Origin of the sequence: Corynebacterium sp. c25Ua_89, from assembly GCF_047459735.1 — a bacterium.
Taxonomy (GTDB): domain Bacteria; phylum Actinomycetota; class Actinomycetes; order Mycobacteriales; family Mycobacteriaceae; genus Corynebacterium; species Corynebacterium simulans.
Genome location: NZ_JASBOD010000007.1, coordinates 16,703 through 29,631, shown reverse-complemented (window position 1 = coordinate 29,631; position 12,929 = coordinate 16,703). Strand labels below are relative to the sequence as shown.

At 58.0% G+C, this 12,929-nt stretch carries 12 protein-coding genes; 3 read left to right on the top strand and 9 right to left on the bottom strand.

Annotated features, from left to right (window positions below; genetic code table 11):
* Nucleotide 1: 1 nt before the first annotated feature.
* The 6 genes from QKB66_RS10400 to clpS form a co-directional block, all read right to left on the bottom strand.
* Nucleotides 2–769 carry an MBL fold metallo-hydrolase gene (locus QKB66_RS10400; protein ID WP_061924395.1) on the bottom strand — a complete coding sequence of 256 codons (768 nt, stop codon included), beginning with the start codon at nucleotides 767–769 and terminating at the stop codon, nucleotides 2–4.
* A gap of 80 nt (nucleotides 770–849) precedes the next feature.
* Entirely contained in the window at nucleotides 850–1,626 is a 777-nt protein-coding gene (murI, locus tag QKB66_RS10395; protein WP_248092930.1) for a glutamate racemase, read from the bottom strand.
* A complete protein-coding gene (locus QKB66_RS10390; protein ID WP_061924401.1) occupies nucleotides 1,627–2,268 on the bottom strand; it encodes a rhomboid family intramembrane serine protease in 642 nt (213 codons plus the stop codon). It lies immediately after the preceding gene.
* Nucleotides 2,269–2,281: 13 nt separating this feature from the next.
* Complete coding sequence (locus QKB66_RS10385) at nucleotides 2,282–3,217, bottom strand: P1 family peptidase (protein ID WP_414253244.1); 936 nt, start codon at nucleotides 3,215–3,217, stop codon at nucleotides 2,282–2,284.
* Nucleotides 3,218–3,220: 3 nt separating this feature from the next.
* Nucleotides 3,221–3,757, bottom strand: a complete 537-nt coding sequence (locus tag QKB66_RS10380) for a DUF2017 domain-containing protein (protein WP_414253243.1) — start codon at nucleotides 3,755–3,757, stop codon at nucleotides 3,221–3,223.
* 14 nt (nucleotides 3,758–3,771) lie between these two features.
* Entirely contained in the window at nucleotides 3,772–4,110 is a 339-nt protein-coding gene (gene clpS / locus QKB66_RS10375) for an ATP-dependent Clp protease adapter ClpS (RefSeq protein ID WP_201040749.1), read from the bottom strand.
* Nucleotides 4,111–4,211: 101 nt separating this feature from the next.
* Between clpS and QKB66_RS10370 the strand changes: the two genes are divergently transcribed.
* The 3 genes from QKB66_RS10370 to QKB66_RS10360 all read left to right on the top strand — a co-directional run bounded on the left by QKB66_RS10370 (nucleotide 4,212) and on the right by QKB66_RS10360 (nucleotide 8,888).
* Complete coding sequence (locus tag QKB66_RS10370) at nucleotides 4,212–5,552, top strand: nicotinate phosphoribosyltransferase (RefSeq protein WP_061924449.1); 1,341 nt, start codon at nucleotides 4,212–4,214, stop codon at nucleotides 5,550–5,552.
* 188 nt (nucleotides 5,553–5,740) lie between these two features.
* Complete coding sequence (locus QKB66_RS10365; RefSeq protein WP_070455862.1) at nucleotides 5,741–6,760, top strand: HNH endonuclease signature motif containing protein; 1,020 nt, start codon at nucleotides 5,741–5,743, stop codon at nucleotides 6,758–6,760.
* Nucleotides 6,761–6,905: 145 nt separating this feature from the next.
* The gene (locus QKB66_RS10360) at nucleotides 6,906–8,888 is read left to right on the top strand and encodes an ATP-dependent DNA helicase (protein ID WP_371441004.1); all 1,983 of its coding nucleotides are present in this window, start codon (nucleotides 6,906–6,908) and stop codon (nucleotides 8,886–8,888) included.
* On the opposite strand, the gene QKB66_RS10355 is transcribed toward QKB66_RS10360, so the two are convergent.
* The 3 genes from QKB66_RS10355 to ctaD form a co-directional block, all read right to left on the bottom strand.
* The gene (locus QKB66_RS10355; RefSeq protein ID WP_070455943.1) at nucleotides 8,857–9,543 is read right to left on the bottom strand and encodes a peptidyl-tRNA hydrolase; all 687 of its coding nucleotides are present in this window, start codon (nucleotides 9,541–9,543) and stop codon (nucleotides 8,857–8,859) included. The two genes, QKB66_RS10360 and QKB66_RS10355, sit on opposite strands and share 32 nt — an antisense overlap.
* A 34-nt stretch (nucleotides 9,544–9,577) precedes the next feature.
* The gene (gene serB, locus QKB66_RS10350; protein WP_070455944.1) at nucleotides 9,578–10,783 is read right to left on the bottom strand and encodes a phosphoserine phosphatase SerB; all 1,206 of its coding nucleotides are present in this window, start codon (nucleotides 10,781–10,783) and stop codon (nucleotides 9,578–9,580) included.
* A gap of 171 nt (nucleotides 10,784–10,954) precedes the next feature.
* Nucleotides 10,955–12,649, bottom strand: coding sequence for a cytochrome c oxidase subunit I (ctaD, locus tag QKB66_RS10345; protein ID WP_070455861.1), 1,695 nt, complete (start codon nucleotides 12,647–12,649; stop codon nucleotides 10,955–10,957).
* Nucleotides 12,650–12,929: the final 280 nt, after the last annotated feature.

Here is a 12,929-nt window from a genome sequence, read left to right as displayed (position 1 = left end):
ACTAGAGCTCGAACTCCATGCCCGGCGCGCCCAAGACGATCTCACCGTCGAACTCCGCCTGCGCTGCACGCAGGGTTTCTGAACTATCTCCCCATGGCTGGAGGTGGACGAGCACCAGCTTAGCGACGCCCGCCTCCCGCGCCACGCGGCCAGCCTCCGCGCCCGACATATGCATGTTAGGGGCCTTGCCTTCCGACGTCGCGCCCCATGCGGCCTCGCAGAGGAAGAGGTCGGCGTCGCGGGCAGCATCGACAAGCGCGGGGGTCGGGCAGGTATCGCCGGAGTAAGTAATGGTCTTACCGGTCTTCGCATGCTCCATGCGCAGCGAATACGTCTCCACTGGGTGGATCACCTTAAAGGGTGTCATATAGACGTCATCGATGAGCTGACTTTCACGGTCTATCCACGGGGAAAAGGCGAAGGTATCCGACATATCGTCGACGCCATCGACCTCGTCGGAGGAAAGACGACCCAAATGCTGTGGCGTATATGAAGGCCCAAGGCAAAAATTGCGCGAAGGCGCAGGCGCCGTGGGATGGAAGCGACGCCAGACCATCAACGAGGGAAAGTCCATGCAGTGGTCGGCGTGAAGATGGCTAAATGCGACATGCGCATTGCAGGGGTCTTGGGCTTCTTGTAGGCGCGCCAAAGTTCCAGGACCCATATCCATCACGATTGATGGCGCATCAGGAAAGGACACCAGATACCCAGAGGCGGCGTTTCCCGGGACTGGGACGGAGCCGGAACAGCCAAGAATCGTCAGCTTCATGTGTCCAATAGTTCCACGAAACCTTCCCGATTGCTGGGATTGGGGTGAAAAAGACGTGAAACCGTGTCACGCGCGGTAGGTCACAATTGCGGGCCTAAGAAGCGGGAAGCCAAACGCGAAAAGGTCTCTGGGTCACCGGTTGATTCGAATTTACGGATCGGAGTGGCGTCTTCCGGCGCCAGCATGTCGGTTTCAGTAAGGATACGCATCACGTCCTTGGCCGTTTCTTCTGCAGAGGAAACGAGGGTGACGGACTCACCCATAGCCAACTGGATGACGCCAGTGAGCAGTGGGTAATGTGTGCAGCCGAGCACCAGGGTGTCGACGTCCGCGGACTGCAGCGGTGCGAGGTAGCCCTCAGCGACGCCGAGGATCTGGCGGCCGGCAGTAATCCCCCGTTCTACAAAACCTACAAAGTCCGGACACGCCACCGCATGCGCCTCGACGTGTGGGTTGACAGCGAAAAGGTCTTGATAGGCACCAGAGTTCACGGTGCCCTCAGTACCGATAACGCCGATTTTGCCATTGCGCGTAGTAGCGATGGCGCGTCGGACTGCCGGGCGGATGACCTCAACAACCGGGATGTCATAGCGCTCGCGAGCATCGTGCAAGAAGGCCGCCGTGGCGGTATTGCAAGCGATGACGATCATCTTGCAGCCGCGTTCTACGAGTTCATCTGCAATGGCGGTAGATAGCTCGCGCACCTCAGCGATGGGACGCGGGCCGTACGGCGAATGCGCAGTATCTCCAATGTAGATGATGGACTCGTTGGGCAGCTGCTCAATGATCGTTCGCGCAACCGTGAGTCCGCCCACGCCGGAATCGAAAATACCGATCGGAGATGCAGCGGATGCCATTTACTTCTTCGCCACCTTCACTGGGTCGTCGGAAGTGATAATCATACCCGCAGCGATACCACCGATCGCGCCGAAGAGGTGCCCTTGCCACGAGACTCCCTCATAGACCGGCAGCACGCCCCACACCAAGCCCGAATAAGCAAAACCGAGGAATACGCCCAATGCCGTTTGGGCGAAAGAACGGTTAAACAGGCCACGTACGATGAGATAGCTCAGCCAGCCATAAACCAAAGAAGAAGCACCGATGTGCGAGGTACCAGGCCCGCCGAGGAGCCAAGTGCCAATGCCGGCAATCAGCACCGTGATGATCGTGACCTCCCACCAGGCTTTCCGGCCAGAAAGACCAATGAGGAAGCAAAAGATAGCGCCCGGCACCGAATTGCCGATGAGATGCTCAAAGTTCGCGTGCAGCAACGGCGCCGTAAAGATGCCCCAGATACCGTTGAAATCCAACGGGTGGATGCCGTAGTTGGCCAAGTTGCCATTAAAAAGCACGTAGTTGACCAACTGCACGGCCCATTCCACAATCAAAAAGGCCACGGCAATCCCCAGGCCTGTGCGGATGCGCCCGCCGCGCGTGTAATTTTTTGAATCGCCACGATTTTTCAAAACGGTAGAACGCGAGGAATCACCTGAAGTCATAATGGCAATAACTTTAGTCCAGCATAGAGCTATAAGCCTCTAAGCCCAGGCCAGGGGCCGCTTTCACGATTGCCTCGACGATCGCTCGTTCGACAACCTCCGCCGCAGCATCGCACAGCGCCGCTTGCGTCGCGGTATCAACCCCACCGTTTTCTGTGGCAGTCGACAGCGCGAAAAGCGTGTCCCCGTCCAACGGCGAATGCGCCGGGCGCACTGCCCGAGCGATACCGTCATGTCCCACCATGGCCAAGCGCTTGGCTTGAGCCTTGGTCACCGGGGCGTCGCAAAACACTGCCCCAATCGTGGTGTTGAGCTTGGACTCCGCGGGGTGCTGCAGCTGGCTGAAACGCGCGACGTCGATAGGCGCGGCATGCGGTGCACCAAACAGGCGCCCAGTCTCTGCGTCCACAACGTTGCCCACGGGGTTCGCTACCACCAGGGCGCCAACCGTAAACTGCCCCATCGGCGTGCGCACCTGCTGCTCCGTCAAGCCCAAACCGCCGCGGAGCTTGCCAGCAGTAGCGCCCACACCAGCGCCTACGCTGCCCGTCGAATCATCATGTTCCGCAATAGCGCGCCGCACCGCCTCCGCACCATCAGATGCTGTGGGGAACTCAGCACCAACAAGGAGATCGAAAATCACCGCCGCCGGCACAATCGGCACACGCGGACCAGGCTTGTCCTCACCCAGCACCGGGAAACCGATGCCTTGGGAAGCTAGCTCGTTCATCACGCCGTCGGCAGCCGCGAGCCCAAACGCAGAACCGCCAGCCAAAGTGATGGCATGCACGCGCTCAACGGTGTTGTGTGGCTCGAGGAGATCCGTCTCCCGCGTGCCTGGACCGCCGCCACGAACGTCGACGCTCGCGAGCGCGCCTTCAGCGCCGCAATACAAAACCGTGACGCCAGTGTCATGCCTGCTGACATGGCCAATGGAGATAAGCGCCATGATTTAGCCCATCAACACCTGCAGCAGAGAATCCTGGCAATAAGCCAACCATTCCACGAGCATGTCGCGGTCCTCGCTCATCGATTCCTCTGGGACATCGCCTGCAGCCACAAACAAACGCAGATCGTTCAAACCCGCAAGGAAGGCATGCGCTTCTTCCTCGCTGATAGTGACCTCCACGCCGCCCGTCGGCCCCAACGCAGTGTTAATAACCTGCAGGTTCTTCAGCTTTGCGCGCGCAATGTCATTTTCATGCAAAGAACGCAAAAGAGAGTTATCGCCTTCGTATTCCTCATCCCCCGGCTTCTCAAAGTCAGGGAAAAGACGAGCCAAGGAAGGGTCTTCCGGCGCCTCCGTATGCCCAGTTGGCATATCCAGCATCTGCGCAAGCTCATCCTGCGGGGCAGACTGAGCACGGGCAATAATCGCCTCAGAGACGGTAGAGGTGAGGTCACCTAAAACCTCGCGCTCCATCGGCTCCAAAATGGTGGTGTAACGCGCCGCGCGCATCAGCGACTTCTTCTTTTTCCAAGTCTGCATCTGACTGTGCCTTCCTAGCCTGCCTGCTGCATAGTGGCCCACAGACCAGCAATCTGCAGCTTCTTTACGTCTGCCTCGACTTTGTCGCGCTCGCCCGTCGATACCGCAGCCTTGCCTTCAGTATGGACCTGCATCATCAGCTCGTTTGCGCGCTTTTTGTCGTAGCCCAAAACCGTCTGGAAGACGTAGGAAACGTAGCTCATCAGATTGACTGGGTCGTCCCAAACGATGCACATCCACGGGAGGTTTTCGCTGGTTGCAACATCGACTTCGATGGCCTCATCTAATTCCGGAGTGGCCATGGGCGACCCCAGGCGGACAGAACCACCAGGTAGAGCAAAGTGCGCATTCATGCCTTCTACCCTATCGAAATTTCTACACATACATTAAAAGATTAAAGGAGTAATCGCTGCTAAGAAGTTGGCCGCTAGGTACCATTTCCGATGTGACTAACATCGCCGAACATACTTTTCCCTCCGACCCTGACCGCTCCACAGCGCTGCTGACCGATAAGTACGAGCTGACCATGCTCCAAGCAGCGCTCAAAGACGGTTCCGCGCACCGCCAGGTGACCTGCGAAGTTTTTGCCCGCCGTCTGCCCAATGAGCGGCGTTATGGCGTGGTCGCCGGCACTGAGCGTGTGCTACGTGCGGTTCGAGACTTCCAGTTCACCGCCCAGCAGCTGGCGCAGATGGACTTTCTCGATGAGCAGACCAAAGAATACCTGCGCAACTACCGCTTTTCCGGTCACATCGACGGCTACCGCGAGGGTGAGATTTATTTCCCTAACACTCCCCTGCTTACCGTTCGGGGCACCTTCGGCGAGTGCCTAATCCTAGAGACCGTCATCCTGTCGATCATGAACTCCGACTCGGCAGTGGCGTCGGCAGCCTCGCGAATGGTTACCGCTGCAGATGGGCGCCCCATCATTGAAATGGGCTCCCGCCGCACCCACGAATATGCCGCAGTCACCGCTGCCCGCGCCGCCTACCTGGCGGGCTTCAACGCCACCTCGAATCTGGAAGCCGGATACCGCTACGACATACCCGTCTCTGGCACCGCTGCCCACGCTTGGACGCTAGCGCACGTCAACGAGGATGGCTCACACAATGAGGAAGCAGCGTTTCGCTCCCAGATTGATACGCTCGGAGTTGATACCACCCTCTTGGTCGATACCTATGACATCACCAAGGGTGTCGAAACCGCAGTGAAAGTAGCCGGCCCACAGTTGGGCGGAGTACGTATCGATTCCGGCGATCTCGGCCCAGTTACCCGCCGCGTGCGCAAACAACTCGACGACCTAGGCAACCACAACACCAAGATTGTGGTCTCCTCCGACCTCGACGAGTTCGCCATCGCGGGCCTACGTGGCGATCCGGTTGACGTCTACGGCGTGGGTACCTCCGTCGTTACCGGCTCCGGCGCGCCAACTGCCGGCATGGTCTACAAGGTCGTTGAAGTAGAGGGCCATCCGGTGGCAAAGCGTTCTTCTTCGAAGCAATCGCAAGGCGGCGCCAAGCGTGCTTTGCGCACCTACCGCTCCACAGGTGTCGCGGTCGAGGAGATTGTGCTGCCTTTCGACGCCGCGGATCCTGACACTGGCACTCTTTCCACCCGCGAGATGACAGTCCCGCTAATGCGTGACGGAGAGATTGTCGAGGGACTACCCAACCTGCACCAGGCCCGCGAATATCGTGCCCAAGCGATTACCACCCTGCCGTGGGAAGGCCTTGCACTTACTCGCGATGAGCCGGCAGTTCCGACCCGCCTGGTGGGATTTCCCGAGCACTCCTAACCCCGCTGGCAAAGCCACAGCTGAGTTGCGAAAACTGCGATAAACGTAGCACAGCTGTGGATAACTTTGTTGACGAATAAACGAAGCTGACCGGGCGGCTAGGCACCAGACTAGACCGGCCGAGAGTTATCCACAGGCAGAAAATTGCCTCTTGTTTTGTCTTCTTGGCAGCCCCTACTGTCAGGGCTATGACAACCACGCACCCACCGCTTATCGCAGCGTTGCGGCTCGACGTCACCAGCCTAGAGCCCATCGCTGGTCTAGACGTCCGCGCTCTCACGCGCATGGGTGTAAGCCGTGTCGATGCAACCATGGCCGTGCGCCTCGCCGAGGTTTATTACGGAAAGACTCATGCCACACGCCTTCAGGCCGCAGCCCGCACAAATGCTCAATCCCAAGGCCATAGCCTGCGCATTCTAGAGAAGATCGAGGGAAAACTAACGAAGGTACGCAACTCCTGGCAGATACGCGCTCGCCTCTGTGCCACACCGGAGCATCTTATCGACGCCACCGCCCGCAAACTCATCAAGAAGCCACCGCGGAAACCACGCGCCAGCTTTTCCCACGGCGCGAACGGATGGATGCGGCTGGCCATTACCACCGACAAACCTTGGCTGAAGGATGCTCTCCAGCGGATCACCGGCCTTAGCGATTCCGTTACCCCTAGTGAGTCGGCAATCCTAAGAGGCTTCGAAAGATTAGGGCGGGGTGAGGCCTCGCTTAGCGACGTCGCTCTTGCCCCAGCACGTGTAGCCAACGTCATCATTACGCTCGACGAACTCACCCAAATCGCACAAGGCGCTGGCGAAGAAATACAGCTGCGAGCAACCGACGGTACGGTGCGCAACGGCGCCGATTTTGTCACTGAACGCTTAACCCAGCATGGGCTTGCAACCCTCGTTCATCCGCGGCACGGGCCAGTTAATCAGTACCGTATGCAGCGTTTTGCCAATGCGAAACAAAGGGACATGGCGCTTTCGACATTTCCACAATGCGCGCATCCCGGATGTACGATTCCCGGCACAGACTGCCAGGTTGACCACATCACCCCTTGGAAGTCGGGAGGCGAAACAAATGCCGGAAACCTATTGCCCTTGTGTCGTTACCACAACGGCCTGAAAGCAGAACATGCTACCTATCGGCGAACTAAACAAGGCGTCATGTTCATCCCGCCTTTCGCTGAACCCATCGCGTGCCGAGTTGATTAGCCCTAGCCTTTCAAGATTAGCCCTAGCCTTTCAAGGACAGCTCGAAAGGCCAATTCGGCATGCCTTCAGCATTGCTCCGGCATTGCTGCGGTTGGCTCAGCCTCTGGGTTCTTACTTAGTGTGGCAAGTAGCTAGACTGTGTCGAGTGAGCGACCAGCCTTTGAATCAAACCACGGAACTGCTCCTCGATACTGCCGTCGAAGCGCTCGGCGGCGCGCGGCGTGATGGCCAGATGAAGATGGCAAATGCAGTCACGCGCGCGCTCGAGTCAGAGCGCCATCTTGCGGTGCAGGCTGGCACCGGTACGGGCAAGTCGCTGGCTTATCTGGTTCCGGCGATCAGGCATGCACAGAACTCCGGGCACACCGTCATCGTCTCAACTGCTACCTTGGCGCTGCAGCGTCAGCTTGTTGAGCGTGACCTTCCGCGATTGGCCGACGCTCTGGAAGCGGTAATGGAAGTTAAGCCCACATTCGCAATCATGAAGGGCCGTTCCAACTACCTCTGCATGAACAAGGTGGCGCGAGCCGAAGAATTGGCGGCGGAAGATGCCCTGATGGAAGAACAAGAAGTCTCCCGAATGGGCCGGCATATTCAACGCATCTATAAGTGGGCGGATGAGACCGAATCGGGTGACCGCGACGACCTTGATCCTGGCGTCCCCGACTTAGCTTGGCGCCAAGTTTCTGTCACTTCTGCCGAATGCCTCGGCGCATCGCGTTGCCCGCACGGTGAGGAATGCTTTGCTGAGGCGGCGCGTCGAAAAGCAGCGGATGTCAACATCGTGGTGACGAACCACGCCCTGCTTGCCATCGATGCGGTATCGGATATCAATATTCTCCCTGAGCACGAAGTTGTAATCATCGATGAGGCCCACGAACTCGATGGGCGTATCACCTCGGTGTCTACTGCGGAAATCACCGGTCGTGCAATCAAGATGGCGGCTAACCGCGCCAAATCACTTGGTGCGCAAGGCAAAGACCAAAGACTTTCGCAAATGGCCGATGAATTCGTGATGCTTCTGGGCGAGTTTCCGCCCGGCCGCTGGATCGATATGCCGGACAATGCCAAGCAACAGCTGACCGCGCTGGGCGATACTCTACGCGATTGCAAAGAAGCCATCGCTCGCGCGCCTGAAGGTGAGCAGGCAAACGATCCAGAAACCTTCGCCGAACGCCAGAACTTGGCCAATCACTTGGTCACTATGTCCGAGGCAGTTGCCCGTATTCTGGATGTCTTCGCCACTGGTGATCCTTCCGCGCAGGAAGACGTGGTGTGGGTAGAGCGCGATGAGCGTTCGATGATCGATACGTTGGCTGTCGCTCCCTTGTCCATCGCTGGCATGCTCCACGAGAAACTCTTCGGCGAACAGACTGTCGTGCTTACCTCGGCAACCCTTGCGCTCGGTGGCCGCTTCGATGCCATGGCCGCGCAATGGGGCATGCCGAAAGGAACGTGGGATTCCCTCGATGCGGGCACTCCTTTTAACCCCGCCGAGAAGGGAATCCTCTACGTAGCCAAGCACTTGCCACAGCCTGGCCGCGATGGGCTCGCTACAGAGACACTCGAGGAAATGCGTGAGCTCATCATGGCCGCAGGCGGCCGGACCCTCGGGTTATTCTCCTCGCGGCGCGCTGCTGATCAGGCAGCGCAGGAGCTCAAAGCGAAGCTGCCTTTTGATATTTATGTCCAAGGCGAAGACTCAATTGGAGCGCTTGTCGAAAAATTCAGCAAGAACGAAAATTCTTGCCTCTTCGGTACGCTCACGCTCTGGCAGGGCGTCGACGTGCCGGGGCCTTCCTGCTCGCTCGTGCTGATTGACCGCATCCCCTTCCCCCGCCCCGATAATCCCCTCATGCAAGCGCGTACCGAGGCCGCGCAGGCAGCAGGGCGCAGTGGGTTCATGGAGGTATCTGCAACTCATGCGGCACTGCTCATGGCACAGGGAGCTGGACGGTTATTGCGCTCGATCAATGACCGCGGTGTCGTCGCAGTCTTGGATAGCCGCCTCGAAACAAAACGCTACGGCGGATTCCTGAAAGCATCCATGCCGCATTTTTGGACAACAACCGATTCCGAGACAGTAAAGGCAGCGCTTAAACGGCTCGTGGCAGCGCGCACACAGTAGCAGAGTCAGGGGCGACCTCGGTAAAGCCGGCGTCGCGGATGATGACGGCTTCAGGTCGCGCGCAGGCTTCTTGGAAGTCGGCGTGGCTTACCTCGCGTACTGAAAGCGCGAAGTCACGCTCCGCCCAAGCGCGGGCATCATTGAGGCTCATCGCAGCTGCGAGCATCATCGACCCATGACCCACCTGGGCGGCAGCCTTACCTGCCGACATTCCCAGCGACGCATCGACGTAGATAACTGGTGTATCCGGTACTGCCGGGCCTGGTTCGTCATACTCTAGGTCGGTATGGCCGATTTGTAGTTTCCGGATAGCCGGTTCAACATCAGAGACCGCAGAAGGCACAAAAGCACGAGCACGATCGCTAACGGTTACGCCAGGTAGCTGTTGGACATCGCTCCATGCTTTGTTCCGCGCACGGCGTGCGACCTTGCGGATGCGGTGTCCATACCACTGCGCGAGCGCTTCGGCGAAAGCACCATCCTCGCCTGCTCGCTCGTCGAGGCATACCGCCACGACTGCCTGGGCTGCGGCCTCAAGGACCTCAGTTCGGCTCGGAACGGGCTGCTTTGGGATATGCAACGCAATCTGCATTGCTTGAACGGTTTCTGGCTTTGCAGGATCTTCTGGGTCGTCACGCCAGTTGCGCGAGTCCATGGCGCTCACCAGACGTGCATGTGCAACATCAAAGCTAGTCAATTGCAATCTCCTCTGCGGGCACCCCAAGAATCTGGAGAATTTCGTCCATATACGGATGATTGACGGAAGCATCAGCGACTTCTTTAAGCGCAGGTTTCGCATTGAACGCGATTCCGAGGCCCGCAGCAGTGATCATATCGATGTCATTAGCGCCATCCCCAACTGCGACTGTTTGGCTCATCAGGAGACCTGAGTCCGCGGCGAACTCGCGAAGGAATTCTTCCTTCGCCTTTCGGTCGACGACCTTACCGACAACACGGCCGGTGAGCTTTCCGTCGACGATCTCCAGGGTATTAGCGCGCACATAGTCAAGCTCCAGTTCCTTGGCGAGGCTTTCCAACACTTGGATAAATCCACCGGAGACTACAGCAGTGCGATACCCCATCCGCTTTAGGGTTCGCACGGTTGTCCGCGCTCCTGGGGTAAGCTCTAACTGCTGAGCAACCTCGTCGACTACTGCCACGTCCAAGCCAGCCAAAGTAGCTACGCGCTCACGAAGAGACTGCTCAAAATCGAGCTCTCCCCGCATTGCCCTTTCGGTGACTGCAGCGACTTCGGCTTCCTTGCCTGCGTGAGCGGCCAACATTTCGATGACCTCTCCTGTGATAAGCGTGGAATCGCAATCGAAGCACACGAGGCGCTTTGCCCTACGCTGCAGGCCCGCTCTCTCGATCGCGATGTCAACGCCAAGCTCATTCGACAACTGCGCCAAAGCTGCACGGACTGGATCGGCAGAGCCTTCCAAGCTAATGAATAGTTCGAATCCTAAAAGCGGGGAAGTCGACACCCCGCGAATGCGATCGATATTCGCATCGAAGTTTGCCAGGCACTGAGCAAGCGATGACATAGTCTGGGCTGATAACTGCTCCCCCAGAATCACCACCGAGTGAGTCGAGCGTGGGCGGGAGCCTGACTCTGCCTCTTCTACAGACAGAGTCACCTGCTGGCTATAGATACTCAACGTATTGCGCAGACCATGTTCTAGTTGTGGCAATCTTTCGCCAGCAACACGGACATAGGCCGAAAGCGAGATGCGGCCCGAAAAGATGGCTTGCTCGACATCGACAAGCTCCGCGCTATGCGAAGAGAGCACTCGGAAGAATGCCGCCGATACACCAGGCTTATCGGGGCCGGAAGTCGTAATCACCGCAAAGGTATCACACGCGGGATCCTTTACGTTGTCAGCTTGATAATCCACTCGGTTAGTATCCCACGCGAATCGATGGAAATGGGAGTAATCGCCAAGCATTTGACTTGGATAGTGCCTTGAACGCACAAAACCGCCTCCCCCGTTGCCAGTGCAGTTGGGGAGGCGGTTGTCAGGAGTAAAGCGGCTAGCTCTAGTGCTTAACAGTCAGTGCTAAATGCTCTAGTGGTGGCCGACGTGTGCTTCCTCGCGCATGCGCTTAACCATGTGCGGGTAGTGCAGCTCGAAGGCCGGACGCTCAGAGCGGATACGCGGCAGGGAAACGAAGTTGTGGCGCGGCGGCGGGCAGGAGGTAGCCCACTCAAGGGAGTTACCGTAGCCCCAAGGGTCATCAACGGTAACGATCTCGCCGTAGCGCCAGGACTTGAAGACGTTCCAAACCAGCGGGATAACGGAAGCACCGAGGACAAAGGAGAAGATCGTGGAGATCTGGTTGTAGACGGTGAAGCCATCAGACTCGAGGTAGTCAGCGTAGCGACGTGGCATACCCATGTTGCCCACCCAGTGCTGGACAAGGAAGGTGCCGTGGAAGCCGATGAAGGTCAGCCAGAAGTGAATCTTGCCGAGGCGCTCGTCGAGCATGCGGCCGGTCATCTTCGGGAACCAGAAGTACAGACCTGCGAACGCGGAGAACACAACCGTACCGAACAGGGTGTAGTGGAAGTGCGCAATCAGGAAGTAGGACTCAGCAAGGTGGAAGTCCAGTGCCGGGGAAGCGAGCATAACGCCGGTCATACCGCCGAAGAGGAAGGTGGACATGAAGCCCATAGCGAAGATCATCGGGGTATCCCAGGTGATGTGGCCCTTCCACATGGTGCCTACCCAGTTGAAGAACTTAACGCCGGTCGGAACCGCGATGAGGAAGGTCATGAAGGAGAAGAACGGCAGCAGGATAGCGCCGGTAACGAACATGTGGTGCGCCCACACAGCCATGGACAGGGAGCCGATGGCCAGAACCGCGAACACCAGGCCGATGTAGCCAAAGACTGGCTTACGGGAGAAGACCGGAACGACCTCGGAGATAACGCCGAAGAACGGAAGCGCCAAGACGTAAACCTCAGGGTGGCCGAAGAACCAGAAGAGGTGCTGCCACAGGATAGCGCCGCCGTTAGCGGAGTCGTAGATGTGGCCGCCGAGCTTGCGGTCGTACAAGATGCCCAGTGCTGCAGAGGTCAGCAGCGGGAAGATCATCAGAACAATGACGGAAGCAGTGAAGATACACCAGGTGAATACCGGCAGGCGGAACATGGTCATGCCAGGCGCACGCAGGGTGAGGATGGTGGTGATCATGTTGACTGCGGAAGCAATGGTGCCAACACCGGTAGCGCCAACACCGACAATCCACATGTCGGCACCGATGCCTGGGGTGTGGACGGCGTCGGCAAGCGGGACGTACATGGTCCAGCCGAAGTCAGCTGCACCGCCCGGGGTGACAAAGCCCAGCAGCATAACGATGCCGCCAGTCAGGGTGATCCAGAAGCCAAATGCGTTCAGACGTGGGAAGGCAACGTCCGGCGCGCCAATCTGCAGCGGCAGGATGTAGTTACCGAAACCCCACACAACGGGAGTAGCGAACAGCAGCAGCATCACAGTGCCGTGCATAGTGAACAGCTGGTTGAACTGCTCGTTGGACAGGAACTGCAGACCCGGGCTGAAAAGCTCAGCACGAATCAACAGGGCCATGAAGCCACCGAGGAAGAAGAAGCTGAAGGACATGATCAAGTACATGATGCCCAGCTGCTTGTGGTCGGTGGTGGTGAGCATTACCCAAGCCTTAGAGCCGGTCTTGGCATTGCCAGTCGGCTCTGGACGAGTTGGCGCGACGTAATCGTCGAGCCTTGGCGCCACAGCGGTCATTAATTTCCTCCTGAAGAACAAGTGTCGTGCACGCCAAAGCCTCAAAATAAGACCTAGCGCCACAACACCTAGGTTTACTCGACTTATATTAGGGGACTTCGCTGTGAAATTTCCAGCTTTCCCCAATGGCCATAGAAGCTAGTTAACCCCGTTTTTAGGCAGTATTTTTCGAAAATTCCCAGCACGACGGCCACCGGCCGAAAACCTGCCCCAAAACCATTGCACTTCTGCGTGATTCTCGCCACAGGATTTTGCGGTTGCCTGGCGTTAAAACAACGAA

Bases quoted from the DNA above. Each gene is read 5' to 3' on its own strand.
- QKB66_RS10400 (WP_061924395.1), bottom strand. From the start codon at position 769: ATGAAGCTGACGATTCTTGGCTGTTCCGGCTCCGTCCCAGTCCCGGGA.
- murI (WP_248092930.1), bottom strand. From the start codon at position 1,626: ATGGCATCCGCTGCATCTCCGATCGGTATTTTCGATTCCGGCGTGGGC.
- QKB66_RS10390 (WP_061924401.1), bottom strand. From the start codon at position 2,268: ATGACTTCAGGTGATTCCTCGCGTTCTACCGTTTTGAAAAATCGTGGC.
- QKB66_RS10385 (WP_414253244.1), bottom strand. From the start codon at position 3,217: ATGGCGCTTATCTCCATTGGCCATGTCAGCAGGCATGACACTGGCGTC.
- QKB66_RS10380 (WP_414253243.1), bottom strand. From the start codon at position 3,757: ATGCAGACTTGGAAAAAGAAGAAGTCGCTGATGCGCGCGGCGCGTTAC.
- clpS (WP_201040749.1), bottom strand. From the start codon at position 4,110: ATGAATGCGCACTTTGCTCTACCTGGTGGTTCTGTCCGCCTGGGGTCG.
- QKB66_RS10365 (WP_070455862.1), top strand. From the start codon at position 5,741: ATGACAACCACGCACCCACCGCTTATCGCAGCGTTGCGGCTCGACGTC.
- QKB66_RS10355 (WP_070455943.1), bottom strand. From the start codon at position 9,543: ATGGACTCGCGCAACTGGCGTGACGACCCAGAAGATCCTGCAAAGCCA.
- ctaD (WP_070455861.1), bottom strand. From the start codon at position 12,649: ATGACCGCTGTGGCGCCAAGGCTCGACGATTACGTCGCGCCAACTCGT.